This window comes from Terriglobales bacterium (genome assembly GCA_035567895.1).
Lineage (GTDB): Bacteria > Acidobacteriota > Terriglobia > Terriglobales > Acidobacteriaceae > Gp1-AA112.
The window spans coordinates 26741-45229 of record DATMPC010000028.1 but is presented as its reverse complement, the minus strand read 5'-3'; the positions used below and the strand labels follow the sequence as shown (position 1 = coordinate 45229).

Below are 18489 nucleotides of genomic sequence, written 5' to 3'. Positions count from 1 at the left end.
GTCGAGCAGCGGTATTTGAATGTGCTTGAATGAATCTGCGTTCGCCCTTTTCATTGTGACCTCTTATGTAGCCTTAGTGACCTTCGTGTTCGCTCTTCCTCGGCCCCCTCAACCCTGCCGGATTCTCGTGCGTGCGTTCGCGAATATTGGCCTTCAGAGCGCTGCCGATGTGCACGGCTGATTCTCCATACTTGTCGCGCAGGCGATCGGCGGCCGTGAGCGCCTGTCGCCAGCGCTCGTCGCCGTCGAAGTCGAACGAGGCTGTTGCTCCCGGCGAGTCGAATCCGGACACATGAACGCCGAGCAAGCGCACTCGCGCACCTTGCCTCCAATTGTTGTGAAACAGTGCGCGGATATTCGTAAGGATCGCATGATCACTACTGGTGGGCTCAGCCAGAGAATGGGCTCGCGTAATGGTGTGAAAGTCGGAGTAGCGGAGCTTCAATTGGATGGTTCGCGCTTCGAATCGCTGTTCGCGCAAGCGGCGCGCGACCATCTCCGTAAGCCGCGCGAGAGTCGTTTCCAGTACCTGGACGTCAGCCGTATCTTCTCCGAATGTGTGTTCGTGGCTGATGGACTTCGCCGCGCTCTCGCCGATCTCTTCGTCAAACCAGCCGCCTGCGTCTTCGCCGCGAGCTTTGCCGGCCATCGCTGCTCCGTAGGCTCCGAACTCATGCTCGAGATCCTGTCGCGCATTGAGGTCGGCAAAGGTGCGAATGCCTAAATCGTGCAAGCGGGCTTCGGTGACCTTGCCGACGCCTGGCATCTTGCGCACGGGAAGCCCGGCGAATATCCGAACTTCATGACCGGGATGCACAAATAAGACGCCGTTTGGCTTAGCCAAATCGGAGGCGATCTTGGCGACAACGCGCGCACCACCAATCCCAATCGAGCAATTGAGGTTCAGCTCCGTCCCGATAGCGTTGTGCAAGTCGTGGGCGGCCTTGAGCGGTGGCCCGAGCAGTCGTGCCGTTCCAGTCATGTCGAGATAGGCCTCGTCTACAGAGGCCATTTCCACTCTAGGCGAGAATCGGCAAAGAATCTTGTGAACCTTTTCCGAGTATTCGCGATAGAGCTCCATGTGCCCGTCGAGGTAAATGCCCTCTGGGCAGAGCTTGGCGGCCGTCCGCAGCGGCATCGCCGAGTGCACTCCGAATTTGCGCGCAGCGTAGGATGCTGCAGCCACTACACCGCGCTGATCCTTGGCGCCGCCGACAATTACGGGCTTGCCTTTCAGCGAGGGATCGAGCAGCTCTTCCACCGAGACGAAGAAGGCGTCCATGTCGAGGTGAAAGATGATGCGGGTGGAGTCCACAGCGATATTTCACCACGAAGAGAGAACAAAAGGCGTTTCAAGTTTCAGGTTTCGAGTTTCGAGTTTCGACAAAGCCAGATGTGGGCAGGATCGTTCTGCCGGCAGCGGAAAATGCTGCAATAAGTTCGGAAGCTCCCTGTTAGCTCGCTGTTATTTTCTTGAATCCTGCACAAATCGCAGCTAAGTGCTTTGTTGATCGAAGCGTAGAGAGAAATCCACAGAACTCCCTGTTTATTCCCTGCCTTTGCGAGGAATTTGCAGAATTTGGGCAGGATTCGATAACTTCGAAGTCGAATTCGGGAAATCGCCTGTTTTTCCTCCCTGTTATTTGTTTCTTGCTAATTCGCGCGGTGGATTCCAACCCCTAAGACCCTTGGTCCTGAACCCTCCTTATCACTGTGATCATCCAAACCCGCAGAAACTTGTTGGTTGCACCGGGTTTAGGATGTCGGTAGTGGTCCGGCCTGGCATCTCAGTGTCAATTCATGTCCCCCGAAGAGCTGAAACTCGAAGAACAAAAGGCCCACCATAGCCGGCTGGAGCGTATCCGCTCCTTTGAGCAGACGTTGGAGAGCGCTACTAAAACCATGCTCTTCAGCGAGGTCGCCAAGCTGGCGGTCGATTCCTTCCGTTCCAGCAAGGTCCGCTTCGCCCTCACAGCGCTGGGCATGATGATCGGAACCGCCTCGCTAATCCTTGTGGTCACGATTGGTCTTACCGGGAAGCAGTACATCCTGAACCAGATCCAGGCCATAGGCGCGAACATGATCGTTGCCTACTACGAGGGAGGGAGTAATTCCTCGTTCAGTACGATCCAAAAAGATGAGCTGACCGAAGATGATGTCCGCGCAGTTCGGCAGGAAGTGCCGGATATCATTGCCGCTTCGCCCATGGTGGAGTTGCACGATCGCATTTCGGTTGGCGAAGGCAAGCAACGCGATCTGCTGGTGCTCGGCGTTTCATCGGAATACCGGACCGTCCGCAACCTGCTGATTCCATCCGGCCGCTTTTTTGACGATGAAGAGTCGATGACGCGCACGAAGGTGGCGACGATTACCGTACAACTCGCGCGGCGACTCTTTGGCAGTGAGGACTTGGCAGTTGGACAGATCATTAAGATCAGCAATCTTCCCTTCACGATTATTGGGACCTTCAAAGAGCGCGTAGAAACCTTCGGGCAATCAGAGATCGCTGAAGACACGATCCTGATTCCATACACGGTCGCGAAGTACTTCACGGGCACGACTGCAGTGAAGCAAATCTTCTTCTCGATGGGAGACGCCAGTGAAGTTCAAAAGGGAACGGAGGAGATCCATCGTGTACTGCAGTCACGGCATCGTGCCCAATCGGTCTACCACGTCGATAATCTGACTCAATTGCTGTCAGTCGCGGCCCAGACCGCCAATGCTTTGACGGTAGTGCTGCTGCTTATCGCCACGGTCACGCTCGTAGTGAGCGGCGTCGGCATCATGAACATCATGTTGGCAAACGTACGCTCGCGAATCCGCGAGATCGGAATTCGCAAGGCAGTGGGCGCCACACGTCAGGAAATCCGGCTGCAGTTCCTTACGGAGGCGGTCTTTATCTCGCTGACCGGCGGGCTGCTCGGGACTTTGATAGGGTTATCCGTTCCGTTCTCAGTGCGATTTTTCACCGAATATCGAATTCCGGTTTCGGGACTATCTGCGATTATCGCAATTCTCGTGGCCTCGGGCGTGGGCATCATCTTCGGAACGGTGCCCGCGACGCGCGCTGCGCAGTTGGATACGGTGGAAGCGCTGCGGTACGAGTAGTTCTCTTCTTCTCTCCCGTTGTCATTCCGAATTCTCTTCTGTCATTCCTCGCCGTCCACCGTGGCGGACGGCGAGGAATCCCTATAGTGCCGAAATTCTTCAGGTCGACACTTGCGCAGGGGATCCTTAAAGCAGAATTTCGCCGAACCAGCGCGCATAGCAGTTTGTAGGGATTCCTAGCCGTCCGCTACAGCGGACGGCTAAGAATGACAGAAGAGGCTACAAAAGCAAAGAGCCGGGCAGGTTCGCCCGGCTCGTCCTTGCATGTCCTGTCCGTCAGCTTCACCGCCAGCGGAACGGAACAATCTTCGTTGACCGGATTACATCACCATGGCCAGGCTTTCAAGCTCGCGCTGTAACACGTCGATCGAGCAGCCCGATTCCTCCACTCGTGTGGCGGCATCGACAGCGGCATCCGAAGAGACGCCGTAGCCACGGCCCGACAAAAACACGTGGAACAGCTCTGCCGCCTGCCACGAATCCAGCCCATTCTGCATCAGCTCGTTGCGCAGAGCGGATAATTCGGCGATTGAGAACTTTTCCACCATCTTCAGGTCACCTCCGACCCTACTTGCTACCTGAAACATTAGACTCACTTGCCTTGACATTTGTTGCAGATTCGTTTTTAGCCGGTCACGAAAGTAAGTATCTCCAGTGCTATGACCAAGGTTGCCCGCCTCTGTTACTTTCGTCCCGCTACCTCTTTAGACCCGCATATTTACTGTACGTAAGCAGAGGCAACTCGGTTTCACCACGCCGGGAGCAATGGGACTCGTTACAGGGGACAGGGAACATTTCGTCACGCTTAACGTCTCGAAGAGAGCACATCAAAGCGGCGCTCAGCGTATCGACGGAAGAGATTTCCTCCACGTCCTCCCTTCCTATTCCCTGTTCCCTGTAACCGGTCCCCAGCTCTTCTTCACCTACTGCAGCTTTCCCATTTCGGGAGCATATGCGTTCGCGTCGGCAATTTTGCTGATATGAAGATCAAAGCCGGTGCCTGGAAGCAATGACGCCAGCGTGAATAGTTTGAAATTCGAGGCAATCGTCTCCGATTGCCGATAGATTCCAGGCTCACTTTCGATCACCTGGCGATTGCCTTCAGTGCGATCGAGGAATTGCTGGGCTTCAGCAACGCTTACCGTCTGCGGGCCGCGTTGCGTCGTGATTGCTTCAGCGGCATAAGAGCGGACCAGTTTCGGCCAGTACTTCTCGAGTAGAGCAGTGCTGGCAAAGAGGTCGGCCCAAATGATCCTTCCGCCAACAGCTACAACTACTCCGACCGCGTGCTGATCACGCAATTGGCGTATCGAAGAGCTGTACGATTGCTCGACTGGAGCAGCTTGATCGGCAATGGCTTTCCGCACCCTCTCGTCGTCAAAGGTTTTTGCGTACGAGGAGGGAGGTGGAGGCGGTGGGCCGGGCGTGCCTGCTTCGCTTCGCGTGAGAGCGCCCATAACTCCAGCGTTCGCTTCTCCAACGGAGTTCCACACCTGCTGCTGATCCTTCGCGACCATAGCTTTGCTACGCACGCTGGGCTGCGCCATTTGCGACTTCATCGTGGAAAACTGAACTGACGTTTCCGTCCAGCGTCCAGGCTCGACGCAGAAGACACCTAAATCCACGGGATCACTCTCTGCAGGAATCACGCGATCCTTCGCGACCACGCGGTCCTGCTTGCCACCGGTAACGATCTCTCCTGCCAGCAAGATGAGTGGGCGCTTCGAGTTGTTCACGAGCACAAGGCTGTTTACGCGCGCACTGGAGACGGGTATCCGGCGATGGGGACCGCGAATGAGCCCGCCGGTGCTGCCGGCTTCGGTCACGACGACCTCTCCTGACCGGATTCCCTCATCGAGAGTGATAAAGCCGCTAGTGTCGTGGGTGGTTGAAGTTACGACAGGAAAAATTGTGAGATTTCCGTGAGAAATCGGGTTTAAGACTTTGTAACCTGGACTTGCCATGCCGCCCCATATCAGCGATGAGCAAGCGAGCGTTACGACAAGGACGCCGAGTCCAAATCGGGAAAATTTAAACCGGGACATAGCTCTCCTCCGGCTGCGAGCAGGTGCTTGAGGGGATAAGCTCTGCCCGCTGGTGAGAGAAGAACGCCGATTCATCGGCGGCTTGCAAAGAAATTTGCTACCATCCGCGTTGGTCGCAAGTCTTCCTAAATCATGCCTGTAGTCCAATCCAGCCGCGCCGAAGCCGCTACGCCAGCGCCAATTGAGGCACGTCTGGCGGCAGACCTGTTTGAGCGCAGCGGCGGATCGGCGTATGGACTATCCCTTAAACAGTTTGTGCTGGTTCTCGAGAACGTGGTGAGCCGGACCGACGGTGTAAGCGGCTCAAGCGCACAGCGCATCGGTGTTTTTCTTTTGGCGCTCAAACTGGACGAACTTGCGCTGGCACATGGTTGCGCCGCGGGAAATCAGCACGCCTGGGACGTGTTCCTTACACGGTACCGCGAATCGATTTATCAGTCGGCACGCAGCATCACCCGTAACGAGGCCACTGGACGCGAGTTAGCCGATTCCCTCTATGCTGAGCTATATGGTCTGGGTCCGGCAGAGGATCGCCGCTCGAAGCTGGCGCTCTACTCAGGCCGGGGCTCGCTTGCCGGATGGCTGCGCATGGTGCTCGCGCAGAGCTACATAAATCAGATCCGTACAGGGAAGCGTCTGGTGAGTATAGAAGAGGAAGAGGAGGAGCACGGAAGGCAATTTCCGGCGGCTCCCGCTGAGAGCATAGCCCCGATGGATTCGCGGCTAAAGGACGCTACTGACGAAGTGCTCGCGGCCCTTTCGGCTGAGGAGCGTTTCCTGTTCTCGTCGTATTTTCTCGATGGACGACGCTTGGCCGAGATTGGGCGAACCTTGGGCGTGCACGAGTCCACAATCAGCAGGAAAATGGAGAAGCTGCTTGCCGAAGTCCGTAGGCGGATTCGCAAGGGACTCGAACGGCGCGGGATGAGCCGTCGCCAGGCGGATGAGGCCTTGGAGACGGACGTCCGCGATTTGGAGTTGGATGTCGCGGCGCGTCTGCGGCCACCAGCAGAGAACAGCCCGTAAATTCCAGTTCTGGCAGTGCAAGAAGGGCGGGTTTGGACGTTCCACTATCAACGATCAGAATTGAGGCAGTTTGGATCGCTTTAGCAACATCCTGAAACAACGGCTTGAAGCCACGCAGTCGGTGCAAGCAGCCCATCCCTCGTCGGACACTCTCGTGGCCTTCGTCGAGCGTGGACTGACTGGCAGCCAGCGCGAGACTGTGTTGGCGCACCTCTCCGTCTGTCCTGAGTGTCGCGAAGCTGTTACGCTGGCAACGCCTGAAGCCGGAATGGCCGCTGCCCAAGCGCCCACCTATTCGTTTAGTCGCCTGTTGCAATTTCCAGCCGCCATGCGGTGGGCGTCGTTGGCGGCGGCATTGGCCGTGGCTGTTGGTGTCGGAATGATCGCTTACGAGCATGAACCCCGGCAGCAACTTGCGACCTTCAGCGTTCCTCAGGAGAAAGCGAATCCTGCCGCAAGTAGCACAGCAACTCAGGCGGACGAAAACATGAAGTCCGACAGGCTGCAATCCCCTCTAGGCAAGTCTGAAGCACCTACGCCGCTTAATGAGCCAGCCAAGCCGGTGTCACGAAATGCGGAAATGAGGCGCGATCGGGTTCTCGCAAAGAAGCAGGCCGGAACAGGCGGAATCATTGCGGCCATAGCTTCAACCCAGCCTTTTGCGTCAGACAACAAAGAGAAGGATAAATACGAGCTTCGCGCCAAGACTCTCCCGTCCGCACCGGAGGCTCAACCTGGCTTCGCGGACGCGCGAGCTGCGGAGGCTGATCTCGTCCCCGCTCCGGCAGCACCTTTATCGCGCAACGCCTCCGTGAGTGCGGAGGCAACATCCTCGGACAGCCACAACAACGTGGCTGGAGCCAAGCAGAAGCCGTTGGTTCGTGCTGGCAATGTTTCGGAAGCCCTAGTTGGAACAGCTCTAGTCGAAGCCCAAGCCTCTCCCGTAGAAATGCAATCCCCGCCTGCGAAAGGCATGAATGTGTTGGCCGCCAGCGGTTCTACTGCGAAAGCAAGGCGAGCTTATGGGATGTTTGCATTCGTTCACTGGACAATCTCTGCAGCCGGAAAGCTCCAACGGCGCGCGGTCGATGGCACTCTGACCATCGTAGAGCCGGTGCGTGGCGCGATCATACGTGCAGTCGCAGCCGAGGGAATCGAAGTCTGGGCCGGAGGCTCACAGTCACCGCCGAGCCCAAAGAGCGTACACCCGCATTCGCTGCTTTTTCACAGCTCAGACGCCGGGGAGACTTGGAGCACCATCGACGGTCCTTGGCAAGGATCGATTGAGCGAGTGAACCTCGCCGGGTTAAACAGTCTCACCGTCGTCACCACCGACGGCACCTGGAACACTGGGGATGGTGGAAAGAGCTGGAGTAAGCCGTAGATCGTCGGTCCGTTAGAATTCAACTATGCCCGTCTCACAGCAATTGCTGGATATCCTCGTCTGCCCCGCCTGCAAAGAACCCGTCAAGCTGACAGAAAAACAAGACGGCCTCCGATGCGCCGCGTGTGGCCGCGTTTACCCGATCGTCGACGACATACCGGTCATGCTCATCGACAAGGCAAAACAAGGCTGAAACTCCCTAACTGGCCTGTTAGAAAATCGCGCAGAACAGTGAAAATAACAGTGAATTTTTTGAATTCGACGTGAAAGTTATAGGTTTCTGCCCAAAATCCGGAAATCCACCTTCTAGGAACAGTGAATAACAGTGAATTAGCAATGAATTTTTTCTGTCACTGTCCCTCACTGTGTGCTGGCTCTTTTTCCGACTGGCCAGACTCGTCTCCTGTCAAAGCCCATGAAACAGAAGTCCGGGTTCTAACTCGTTTAAACTGATCTTTCATGCCCATGCAGACTTCGCACGCCCTGGCTACTATCCTCGACGGCACTAAGATCGCTGCACAAATTAAAGAGGAAGTAGCGGTCCAGGTGAAGGAACTGGCCGCCCATGGAATTCGGCCTGGGCTGGCCGCGGTTCTGGCCGGCAACGACCCCGCCTCTGAGATCTACGTCCGCAATAAGGTGCGCGCATGCGAACAGCTCGGGATTTACAGCGACAAGCTAACACCGCCGGATTCCGTCACAACTGATGAAATGCTTGAGCTCGTGGACGATTTGAATCGGCGGGACGACATCGACGGTATCCTGGTCCAGCTTCCCCTGCCGCCACAGGTGGATTCAAAGCGCGTGCTGCTGGCAGTCTCGCCGGAAAAGGATGTGGATGGCTTTCATCCCGTGAACGTCGGGTATCTCTCCACACAGCGCCCCGGTCTAAGTCCATGCACTCCAGCAGGAGTGATTGAAATCCTCAAGCGCAGCAAGATCGAGATCTCGGGACGTGATGCCATCGTGTTAGGCCGCAGTGACATCGTGGGCAAACCGGTCGCCATGATGCTGATTAACAACAATGCCACGGTGATGGTCTGCCACAGCCGCACTGTCGACCTCGCAGCCCACACTCGGCAAGCCGACATTCTTGTGGCAGCGATCGGCAAACCTGCAATGGTGACTCCAGACATGGTCAAGCCGGGCGCGACGGTGATCGACGTCGGAATCAACCGCGTGATGGACAAAAACAAGGTATGCGAATACTTCGGCGACGATCCCAAGCGTCTGGAAGAGTTCGCGAAGAAAGGATCGACGCTGGTTGGCGACGTCCACCCGCGCGTCGCCGAAATTGCTGGAGCTATTACCCCAGTACCCGGCGGAGTTGGCCCCCTGACCATCGCGATGCTGATGTCCAATACCGTGAAGGCTGCGCGGCTGCGCCGCGGATTGCCGGTGCAATGAGCTTGCGCGTCGGACTCACCGGCGGACTGGCGAGCGGCAAAACTACAGTTGCCCAGATGTTTGCCTCGCGGGGCGCATACGTTCTCTATGCCGACAAAGTTGGCCACGAACTCATGGAGCCTGGCCAGCCGGTCTACGACGAGATCATCAGACATTTCGGCGAATCGATCGTCAATCCTGACAAACGCATCAACCGCGCAAAGCTCGCGGAGATTGCCTTTGGCACCGGCAGAATCGAAGAATTGAATCGAATTGTGCATCCGGCCGTAGGAGCGCGACTGGAAAGCTGGATCGACGAGATGTCAGAGTTCGATCCTCGCGGGGTGCTCGTGTTCGAGGCTGCACTGATCCTTGAAGCCGGTTTAGGAAAGTATTTCGATAAGCTCGTGGTAGTCACCAGTCAGCCGCAGCAAAAATTGGAGCGGTTCGCGAAGCGCACTCTAACTGGCAACTTGGATGATGAATCTAGCCGCGCCAAAGTCTTATCTGAAGCCGAACGGCGTATCGGCGCGCAACTCTCCGAGCAGGAAAAAATTGCCGCGGCTGATTATGTAGTCGATAATTCTGGCGAAATTTCGCAGACGGAGCGCCAAGTCAGCAAGATTCATAAGGAGCTTCAACAGCTCGCGGCTGCGAGAAGGCTTCACTCGCCCGCGTAGACTATTGCATGAGTTCTTGTTCGGATTCTGAATAAAACTGTCATCCTGAGGCCCTGTTTTGGCCGAAGGATCTTCCGCGATGTTTCAGACTTACTTGCTCCGTCCCGGCTTTCTGGCAAGGATTTTCGTGAGAGAGCCGGTACGCAGCGACTAAGCCCGACGCATCGCGGGAGATTCTTCGGCCAAGGCCTCAGAATGACAATCTTAAAGTCTTGGCACGGGATTCCAGATATCTGGTCCGCAAGCCTTGTTGAGTTGTTACTGAGGTTCTCATGAGAACGTTACGTCCCCTGATTTTCTCGGTTTTTCTAGTGCTTGGCTTCTACTTGCTCACCACTCATGGCGGCGGGTTTCACCTGCCGGTGGATAAGAGTTGGGTAACGCGTCCTGCCAAAATTGAAATCACCGAAGCAGCCGCGCCCCCAAACTTCGATGCCGAAGAGCAGAACAACATCAGCGTGTATCGCAGGGTGATTCCCACTGTCGTAAACATTACTTCCACCGCAGTCGCCTTCGACTTCTTCTACGGAGCCGTGCCGCAACAGGGACAAGGGTCGGGATTCATTATCGACTCGGACGGTCATATCCTCACCAATAATCACGTAATTGCCGGAGCGCGCCAGGTAGAGGTCACGCTTTGGAACAAGAAAAAGTATCGCGCCGAGGTAATCGGGGCAGATCGTCAGAAAGATCTGGCAGTGATTCAAATTCCAGCAAAGAGCCTGGCATCGGCGACCCTAGGCGACTCCAAGATCCTTGAAGTTGGGCAAAAGGTGTATGCCATCGGAAATCCCTTTGGACTGAGCGGTACCATGACTCGCGGCATCATCAGCTCCATCCGTTCCGTGCGTGGGCCGGAGGGAGCCGCTATCGACCAGGCCATTCAGACCGATGCCGCTATTAATCCCGGCAACTCCGGCGGCCCGTTGCTGAACTCGCGCGGCGAAGTCATCGGCATCAATAGCATGATCTTGACCGGCGGCGTGGAGCAGAGCGCCGGCGTGGGCTTCGCCATCCCCATCAACTCAGCGAAGGCCGTGCTCAACGATCTCGTGCAGTTTGGCCGCGTGCGCCGTCCCAGTTTGGGAATCGCTGGATTACTTCCTATCGGCCCCGAACTCGCCGATCAAATGGGACTCGCCGCCGATGCCGGCGTACTCGTGCAACAGGTAGTGCCCGGAGGCGCTGCTGACCGAGCAGGGATGAAAGGCGGACGCGAACGGGCGTATCTCGGGAACACTCCGATTTATATCGGCGGAGATCTGATCGTGCAGATCGACGATCAGGACATCGAGACGCCACAAGACATCGCCAACGTGCTCGACAATCACCACTCGGGAGATGTTGTGAAGATAACCGTGTATCGGGGGAAGCAGAAGCTCACGTTGAACGTAACGCTTGACGAGATGCGCGGAACGCAACGGGCGACCTAGGCTTGGTGCTGGGTTTGAAACCCCCGGAACGGCGAACACGAAGGGCACGAAGGCAAAACCAGAGGTCACGGAAAAGCATTGTGACCTTCGGTGTTTCCTTCGTGACCTTCGTGTTCGCCGTTCCGGGGGTTTTCATAGGAAGACATTAAGCCCCAGCACCCTCGGGAACTGTAAGAGTCATCCTGTACAATTTCGCGCGTGTCGATCCGCGCTCGGTTTCTTGCCTCCTTCCTTGTTGTTAGCTTCCTGATTTCAATCACAAACGCCCAGCAGCTCGATCCCAAGCTCTACCAGGGACTGCGCTGGCGGCTGGTAGGCCCGTTTCGTGGTGGACGCACCGTTTCGGTCGCCGGTATCCCCGGTAACCCGAACGTCTACTACTTCGGCGGAGTAGGCGGCGGAGTCTGGAAGACGACCAACGGTGGCATCACCTGGAATCCCATCTTCGACTCGCAGAACGTAGCCTCGATCGGAGCGATCACGCTTGCGCCGTCGGATGCGAACACGATCTACGTCGGCACCGGCGAGCCGGATTTGCGATCTGACCTCTCGACCGGCAATGGGATGTACAAGAGCACCGATGCCGGCGCGACATGGCAGCACATAGGCCTCGACGATACGCGCCAGATCGCGCGCATCGTGGTCGATCCCCATGATCCAAATGTAGTGCTGGTCGCCGCACTAGGCCACGCTTATGGTCCCAATCCGGAACGAGGCGTCTTTAAGTCAATCGACGGCGGGAAAACGTGGAGGAAGGTCCTCTTCATCGACAACAACCGGGGCGCGATCGATCTCGCGGCGGATCCTGACGATTCGCGGACCTTATATGCAGCCATGTGGCATGTACAGCGTCCACCGTGGAGTCAGTATCCGCCCGACAATGGCGATGGGGCGATCTACAAATCGACCGATGCAGGGGATACGTGGACCAGGCTGAGCGGCACAGGCTTGCCGACGGGAGACTGGGGACGCATTGGCATCCGCGTTGCCGCAGGTACTCAGGGCAAGCGTCTTTATACGCTGATCGACCACAAGGACACGAAGCAGGCAGGCTTCTACCGCTCAGATGACGGCGGCGCTAATTGGTCCCGAATTGGTACTGACTCGCGTATACTCGGACGGCTCTGGTACTTCGGCGAAGTCGCGGTGGATCCAAAGAATCCCGATGTTATTTATCTGCCTAACGTCTCCCTCTACCGCAGCCAGGATGCCGGTAAGAGCTGGGAGGCGATTAAGGGCGCGCCCGGAGGTGACGACTACCACGCGCTCTGGATCGATCCCACGAATCCGCAGCGCATGATTACCGGCAGCGACCAGGGGGCGATCATCAGCGTTGATGGGGGTAAGAGCTGGAGTTCCTGGTACAACCAGCCGACGGCGCAGTTCTATCATGTAATTACCGACAACGAGTTTCCGTATCACGTCTATGGCTCGCAACAGGATAGCGGCACGGTTTCGATCGCCAGCCGCAGCGACTATGGAACGATCACTTTCCGCAATTGGTACTCGATTGGCGCAGGCGAGAGCGGCTACATCGCACCCGCGCCGGATGGAAGCACCGTCTACGGTGGCGATCCCTATGGGCCAGTGATGCGCTTCGACCGGCTCACCGGACACGCGCAGGACGTCTCGCCACAGCCGGTGCAGGCCTTCGGCACAGAGATTTTTCAGCGCAAGCTGCGTGCCACCTGGACGTCGCCGATCGTGATGTCGCCGCGTGATTCGAACACGCTCTACTTCGGCGCTCAGTATCTCTTGCGCTCCACGGATCGCGGCATGAGCTGGCAGCAGATAAGCCCGGACCTCACTGGAGCCGATCCAAAGACTCAGCAAGCCGGATCGCCGACAATTCAGAACGCGAAGGCGCGCGGCTACGGTGCGATCTACACCATCGCGCCGTCACCTCTCGACAACAACGTGATCTGGACTGGCAGCGACACCGGCATGATCCACCTGACGCGCGATGGCGGCAAGACCTGGAACAACGTGACTCCACCGGGACTGAGCGACTGGAGCAAGATCAGCCTGATCGATGCGGGACACTTTGACGCTGGAACGGCGTACGCGGCAGTGGATCGTCACCGGCTCGACGATATGAATCCATGGATCTATCGCACACACGACTATGGAACGACCTGGACGAAGATCGTTGATGGCATTGCGCAGAACGCGTTCGCTCGCGCAGTCCGTGAGGATCGGATCATCAAGGGCTTGCTCGTCGCCGGGACGGAGTTCGGCGTGTATTTTTCAACAGACGACGGGGCGCACTGGAACTCGCTGCAACTGAATCTTCCGAATACGCCCATTCATGACCTGGTCATCAAAAACAACGACGTCATCGTCGCTACGCACGGAAGGTCTTTCTGGGTGCTCGACGATATCTCTCCTCTGCGCGAACTTACGCCGAAGCTCGCAGGCAATGCTGCTTACCTCTTTAAGCCAGCTTCCACCTTCAGAGTTCGTCGCAGCGTGAACAATGACACGCCTCTGCCACTGGAAGAGCCGCAGGGCGACAATCCACCGTCGGGAGCAGTCGTTTACTACCATCTCGCTTCAGCGAACGCGCAAGAGGTCGTGATCGAAGTTCTCGATCAATCGGGTCAGGTAGTGCGCCGTTATTCGAGCAGCGACAAGCCACGCACCCCGCGTACGCCGCCTCCATTTCCCAATTACTGGCTGCCCAAGCCAGAGATACCTTCTGCGGAAACCGGCATGCATCGATTCGTTTGGGATCTGCGGTACGCGCCCCCCGCAGCCGGCGGCGGGTATGCGATGGCTGTTGCCAACAAGCAAACGGAACCGCAGCCACAAGGACCCTTGGTGGTTCCAGGATCCTATCGAATTCGCCTTACCGTTGATGGAAAGAGCTATGAGCAGCCTCTGGAAGTTGGTCCTGATCCACGCGTGAAAGCCACCGCTCAGGATTACACTCAGCAGTTCGCTTTGGCCAAACGGATCTATGACGGACTGAAACAAGCGGGACAAACGATTCGCCAAATCGACGAGCACCGCGCGCAATTGAAGCAGCAGCCAAATCCCGAATTGGATCGCAAGCTCGTGAGTATTGCTGGAGCCGCTCGCGGCGAGGAGGATGAAGAGGGTGGGCCAGCGCCAACTGCCGTTACGCTCCGACGAGTGACTGCAAACCTTTCACACTTACTTGGTGTCGTCGAGAGCGCGGATGCGCCGCCGACTAAACAGGCTGGGGAAGCGGCGATCGAAGCCTTTCAGCAATTGGATGACTTGCTGGGTAAGGCGAAGGAAGCGGGTCTGAAGTAGAGACGCAGCATGCTGCGTCTGTGCCATTCTCTTAGATTTGTCATTCTGAGGCCTTCTTTTGGCCGAAGAACCTCCCGCGATGCTTAGGACTCAATTGCTGCCTGTGGCTTTTGGCGACGAACCGATCTGGAGCTTTATCTTTCGAGCGTCTGCTTCGTCGACCTCTTTCATCGATTGCCCATTCACCAGAAACCTCCATCCCCAATGCTCGCTCAGGTCTTGCCAGCGCGGGTTCATTGATTCGATCAGGGTAATCTTCTTCGCTCTTGTCCAACCCTTAATTTGCTTTTCTCGTCCAATCGCGGTTTGCACTTGGTCGTATCGTTCGAAACACACCAGCCGATTGCACTTGTACTTCTTAGTGAAGCCTTCAAAGGTCCCGTTCTTGTGTTGCCACACCCGATGCTCAAGATCGCTCGTGATTCCCGTGTAGAGCACACCCGAGCGGCTTGCCACGATGTAGACCGAGTAGAGATGTTTGCGGCGGGAAATTCTAATGCATCGAGAAAAAGCCGCACAAGCCGCAATTAAAGTCGTAAGCATCGCGGGAGGTCCTTCGGCCAAAAGAGGGCCTCAGGATGACAAATCTAAAAATTGATTTCTGAAAGTGAAGGTAATGAAAAACAAAAACGGCAGCCATTTCTGGCTGCCGTGTGTCTTGCGGAGAGACGCAGCACGCTGCGCCTCCACATTTTCATCCTTCTTAGAACGAGATCTTCGCGGCCAATTGCAGGACGCGGCCTACGTTCGAGAAGTTGTTGCCGAAACTCGCTGCCGACGCCAGGCCGAAGGCGTTCACGCCTGCGCTGTTCGGGCTCAGGGTGCAAGTCGTGGATCCTGCCGCCGTGCAGTTTGCTGCAGTGTTGTAGAGCGTGTTCTTCACCTGCGTAATGTTCTGGTGGTTGAACAGATTGAACGCTTCAGCAATGAGCTGCACTTTAGCGCGCTCGGTGATCGGAAAATTCTTGGTGATGCGTGGATCCACCGAGTAGAGCGACGGCAGCCGGAACTGATTGCGCGAAGTTCCCGGAGCGCGTTCGTTGCGGTTATTGCCATCGTTGTTTAGATCGCTGGTCACAACGGCGGTGTACGGTTGGCCACTCTGTGCTGTGAATACGCCTGCGAGTTCCCAGCCGCCCAGGACGGTGCGGGCCGTACGGCTGAAGTTACGGGTGTAGTTGTCGAGCTGCCACACACCGCTGAAGATGAAACGGTTGCGCACATCGTCGTCGCCGGAGGCGCGATCGAGCGCGATGTGCAGCGGATCGTAGACCATCTTGCCATCGTCGGTTCCGGGGACAACAGCGGTTGCATCCGGACGATCGTCGATCACGTGGCTCCAGGTGTAGGAGGTGAGTACCTGGAAGTCGCGGGCGAAGCGCTTATTCAACTCAAGCGACAGGCCGTTGTAGTTCGAGTTGGAATTGCTCTCGAACTCGAAGATGCGAGCGAAGTTCGCATTCGGTCGCGCCGCTGTGAACTTGTTGTAGGTGAAGGTCTGGCCGGTCGTGCCGACGGTTGCAGTAATTGGCGTCTGCGTAGGAGCGAGGTTGATATCGCGCGTCCGCTGAATATGCGAGCCATGCACCCCGGTGTAGGCCAATGTCACTGAAGTGTCGTGCGCGATTTCGCGCTCGACCGAGAGGTTGTACTGCTGGACGTAGGGCTGCTGGTAATCATTCGCAAACAGCAGAATGGTCGGTTTCTGGATGGTCGCTCCCGCGGGAACAGCGCATCCGGAGGATGCCTGCGGAGCTCCGCATAGCGTGTTGGGATACGAAACAGGCAGTGGTGCGGTAGCGCCGGCGCTGAACGTCAACGTCTGCACGTTGATGCCGTTGTTCGAAAGAGCGGTGCCATACATGATCGACGGCGTGTTGGCGTAGAAGATGCCATACCCCGCGCGCACGACCATCGGCCTGCTCGTCTGTGGCTGCCATGCGAGGCCGACACGCGGAGCGATATTGTTGGTATCGTTTGGAATCTTGCTCGTGTCGAGACCGGCGGCGAAAGCTGCAGGATTCTGCACGGTCGGCTGCTTCACCGTGGCGAGATCGTAGCGCACGCCCAGGTTCAGGGTGAGGCTATTGCTGAAGCGATAGTCGTCTTGGATAAAGTAGGCTTGCTGGAGCACGTCGGGATGCGTCGTGGCCCCGCTCGTGCCCGTTCCGGGAAACGCTTCGAGGAACGAATTGCCTGCAGCTGTGACCGGCTGACCGCTCAAGCTGCGCCCGAAGTCGTCGAGGCTCGCGAAGGTATAGGAGCCCGAGAAGTTCCCTGGAAAGAAGTTGAGGATTTTGTCCACCAGAAGGTCGCCGCCAAACTTGAGGCTGTGACGCCCCCAAATGTAGGAAACGGTATCTGCATACTGCTGACGGTGGATGGTCGTTTCGCGTGGGCTGAACGAGTTGCGGCCGACATTCATTGTTTGGCCGGAGAAGCGAACGATCCCTTCGGGATTGATGCTGTTCGCCTGGCCCGGCTCGTTGTCGCGCTGGTAGCTGAACTTGGCGACGTTTACCAATGTTGGACGAAGCGTGGTAGTGAGCTGAGTGTTGAAGCTATCGCTGTTCACCAGGGAACCGCCGGTGTGCTCGAAACCACTCGTGGGGCCGCTGTTCTCCAGTCCCTGTCCGGTAAAACGCTGCGCATTGTAACGAGCCGAGAGCTGATTGCGGTCGCTAATGTTCCAATCGCCCTTGCCCAAATAAACGTCCTGATTGAAGGTGCGGTTGTAGTTATTGATGCGCGATGACAGGTAGTTCACGGCGGCGGTCTGGAACGCGTTCACTGGGGTCGGCAGCGTTACCAGAACGGGATTGCCGGTCAGGTTGCGCTGTCCGTCGTAGTCGAAGAAGAAGAACAGCTTGTCCTTGATCACCGGTCCGCCAACATTGCCGCCGAACTGGTTGAAGTGGTAGCCGGGCTTTACCGGCAGAGCGCTGCCGGCGCCTTGAGCGAATGCTCGCTGCAAGCTGTAGATAGGATCGTTGGCGTTGAGTCCGCGATCGCGGAAGAACTCGAACGCCGTTCCATGAAACGAGTTGGTTCCCGATTTGGTAACCACGTTGATTACGGCGCCGCCGGCGCGTCCCAATTCCGCGGAGTAGCTGTTGCTGTTGACCTGGAATTCCTGCACCGCGTCCTGGCTGAACTGATACGGCGCGCGGCCGGAACCAGTGCGGCCCAGCGTCTGTCCGAAGAAGGTGTTGTTGTTGTCGGTGCCGTCCACGGTGAGCGAATTCAGTGTGCCACGCTGTCCGGCAAAGCTGAGATCACCGCCGCGAGTGTAGTCGCGTGTGACGCCGGGCGTGAGCAGAGTGAAGTCAAGAAAGTTGCGGCCGTTGGTCGGCAGGTTCGCGATCTGGCGATCGCCAACGGTGTCGCTGACGCTGCTGCGCGTGGTCTCAACCACCGGAGCTTCCGCCGAAACTTGGACGGTTTCGTTGCCAGCAGCTACCGGCAAGGTCATCTTGAGGTCGATCTTTGCGCCAATCGTGACCTGAACGTTCTGGTTGAAGACACCAAAGCCAGCATGCGTCGCCTGAATGCGGTAAGGGCCGACGGGGAGAAGCGGGAAAACGAATAGCCCGTCTGCATTGGTGTTGACCGTGGAAGTCTCGCCTGTCGCAGTGTTGGTAGCGGTTACCTTGCTGTCAGTGACCACAGCTCCGGAGGCGTCGCTGACCATGCCGGAGACGGTGCCGCTTCCCGCCTGCGCGAAGGCTCCTGAACAAAGAACGGCGCAAAGAGCAAACAGAGCGAGCAGTTGAAAGATCGTGCTGGCCGTGGCCGACTTTCGACCTTGGCTTCGTAGGGACAACATATTTCTGTGACTCCTGTTCTTTCGGTTGGAAAAACTCACAGGATCGCGTAGGGCAACTGCCTATCGCCCGCTTCGTCCAATCCTGTCGTTGGGTCTCGCAAAGTGTTCCACAGCGAGAAGAACAAACTGTGAACAACGACTGAAGAATTTGTTACGGATCGCGTTCAACTGGTGCGAACAGGCCAGTCCCGCAAAGCGGGATGAAAATTCAGAGTTGCTTCTGGTGTTTAAAAGGATAGCGCAAGTTTCGTCCCTGCAAAGTAGTGCTTTCGTCTGAGGAAGACGCGAGGAAGCACCTGCGAATGCTCTAAGTGCACGTGGC

At 57.0% G+C, this 18489-nt stretch carries 13 protein-coding genes; 7 read left to right on the top strand and 6 right to left on the bottom strand.

The window, feature by feature from the left end; genetic code table 11:
- Positions 1 to 73 precede the first annotated feature (73 nt).
- Entirely contained in the window at positions 74 to 1315 is a 1242-nt protein-coding gene (gene dinB / locus VNX88_07150; protein ID HWY68425.1) for a DNA polymerase IV, read from the bottom strand.
- Between the two features lie 485 nt (positions 1316 to 1800).
- Here dinB and VNX88_07145 point away from each other — a divergent pair, with 485 nt between their 5' ends.
- Positions 1801 to 3108: an ABC transporter permease gene (locus tag VNX88_07145; GenBank protein ID HWY68424.1), complete on the top strand. Its 1308-nt coding sequence runs from the start codon at positions 1801 to 1803 to the stop codon at positions 3106 to 3108.
- A 320-nt stretch (positions 3109 to 3428) separates the two neighbouring features.
- Here the strand turns inward: VNX88_07145 and VNX88_07140 are convergent, their stop codons facing one another.
- The gene (locus VNX88_07140) at positions 3429 to 3656 is read right to left on the bottom strand and encodes a hypothetical protein (GenBank protein ID HWY68423.1); all 228 of its coding nucleotides are present in this window, start codon (positions 3654 to 3656) and stop codon (positions 3429 to 3431) included.
- Positions 3657 to 4031: 375 nt separating this feature from the next.
- Positions 4032 to 5153, bottom strand: a complete 1122-nt coding sequence (locus tag VNX88_07135; GenBank protein ID HWY68422.1) for a DUF6569 family protein — start codon at positions 5151 to 5153, stop codon at positions 4032 to 4034.
- A gap of 132 nt (positions 5154 to 5285) precedes the next feature.
- On the opposite strand from VNX88_07135, the gene VNX88_07130 reads away from it, so the two are divergent.
- Entirely contained in the window at positions 5286 to 6179 is an 894-nt protein-coding gene (locus VNX88_07130; protein HWY68421.1) for a sigma-70 family RNA polymerase sigma factor, read from the top strand.
- A 70-nt stretch (positions 6180 to 6249) separates the two neighbouring features.
- On the top strand, positions 6250 to 7563 hold the full coding sequence (locus tag VNX88_07125) for a zf-HC2 domain-containing protein (protein HWY68420.1): 1314 nt from the start codon (positions 6250 to 6252) through the stop codon (positions 7561 to 7563).
- Positions 7564 to 7597: 34 nt separating this feature from the next.
- Here the strand turns inward: VNX88_07125 and VNX88_07120 are convergent, their stop codons facing one another.
- The gene (locus tag VNX88_07120) at positions 7598 to 7750 is read right to left on the bottom strand and encodes a hypothetical protein (GenBank protein HWY68419.1); all 153 of its coding nucleotides are present in this window, start codon (positions 7748 to 7750) and stop codon (positions 7598 to 7600) included.
- A 272-nt stretch (positions 7751 to 8022) separates the two neighbouring features.
- Between VNX88_07120 and VNX88_07115 the strand changes: the two genes are divergently transcribed.
- The 4 genes from VNX88_07115 to VNX88_07100 all read left to right on the top strand — a co-directional run bounded on the left by VNX88_07115 (position 8023) and on the right by VNX88_07100 (position 14341).
- On the top strand, positions 8023 to 8970 hold the full coding sequence (locus tag VNX88_07115; GenBank protein HWY68418.1) for a bifunctional 5,10-methylenetetrahydrofolate dehydrogenase/5,10-methenyltetrahydrofolate cyclohydrolase: 948 nt from the start codon (positions 8023 to 8025) through the stop codon (positions 8968 to 8970).
- Entirely contained in the window at positions 8967 to 9629 is a 663-nt protein-coding gene (gene coaE, locus VNX88_07110) for a dephospho-CoA kinase (GenBank protein HWY68417.1), read from the top strand. Before VNX88_07115 ends, coaE begins: the two co-directional genes overlap by 4 nt.
- A 272-nt stretch (positions 9630 to 9901) precedes the next feature.
- Entirely contained in the window at positions 9902 to 11062 is a 1161-nt protein-coding gene (locus VNX88_07105) for a trypsin-like peptidase domain-containing protein (protein ID HWY68416.1), read from the top strand.
- Between the two features lie 198 nt (positions 11063 to 11260).
- The gene (locus VNX88_07100; GenBank protein HWY68415.1) at positions 11261 to 14341 is read left to right on the top strand and encodes a hypothetical protein; all 3081 of its coding nucleotides are present in this window, start codon (positions 11261 to 11263) and stop codon (positions 14339 to 14341) included.
- A 90-nt stretch (positions 14342 to 14431) separates the two neighbouring features.
- Here the strand turns inward: VNX88_07100 and VNX88_07095 are convergent, their stop codons facing one another.
- Positions 14432 to 14884: a GIY-YIG nuclease family protein gene (locus tag VNX88_07095; protein HWY68414.1), complete on the bottom strand. Its 453-nt coding sequence runs from the start codon at positions 14882 to 14884 to the stop codon at positions 14432 to 14434.
- 160 nt (positions 14885 to 15044) lie between these two features.
- Positions 15045 to 18167, bottom strand: a complete 3123-nt coding sequence (locus tag VNX88_07090; protein ID HWY68413.1) for a carboxypeptidase regulatory-like domain-containing protein — start codon at positions 18165 to 18167, stop codon at positions 15045 to 15047.
- Positions 18168 to 18489: the final 322 nt, after the last annotated feature.

Coding starts and splice junctions, on each gene's coding strand:
- VNX88_07145 (HWY68424.1), top strand. CDS start 1,801: ATGTCCCCCGAAGAGCTGAAACTCGAAGAACAAAAGGCCCACCATAGC.
- VNX88_07140 (HWY68423.1), bottom strand. CDS start 3,656: ATGGTGGAAAAGTTCTCAATCGCCGAATTATCCGCTCTGCGCAACGAG.
- VNX88_07135 (HWY68422.1), bottom strand. CDS start 5,153: ATGTCCCGGTTTAAATTTTCCCGATTTGGACTCGGCGTCCTTGTCGTA.
- VNX88_07130 (HWY68421.1), top strand. CDS start 5,286: ATGCCTGTAGTCCAATCCAGCCGCGCCGAAGCCGCTACGCCAGCGCCA.
- VNX88_07115 (HWY68418.1), top strand. CDS start 8,023: ATGCCCATGCAGACTTCGCACGCCCTGGCTACTATCCTCGACGGCACT.
- coaE (HWY68417.1), top strand. CDS start 8,967: ATGAGCTTGCGCGTCGGACTCACCGGCGGACTGGCGAGCGGCAAAACT.
- VNX88_07105 (HWY68416.1), top strand. CDS start 9,902: ATGAGAACGTTACGTCCCCTGATTTTCTCGGTTTTTCTAGTGCTTGGC.
- VNX88_07095 (HWY68414.1), bottom strand. CDS start 14,884: ATGCTTACGACTTTAATTGCGGCTTGTGCGGCTTTTTCTCGATGCATT.
- VNX88_07090 (HWY68413.1), bottom strand. CDS start 18,167: ATGTTGTCCCTACGAAGCCAAGGTCGAAAGTCGGCCACGGCCAGCACG.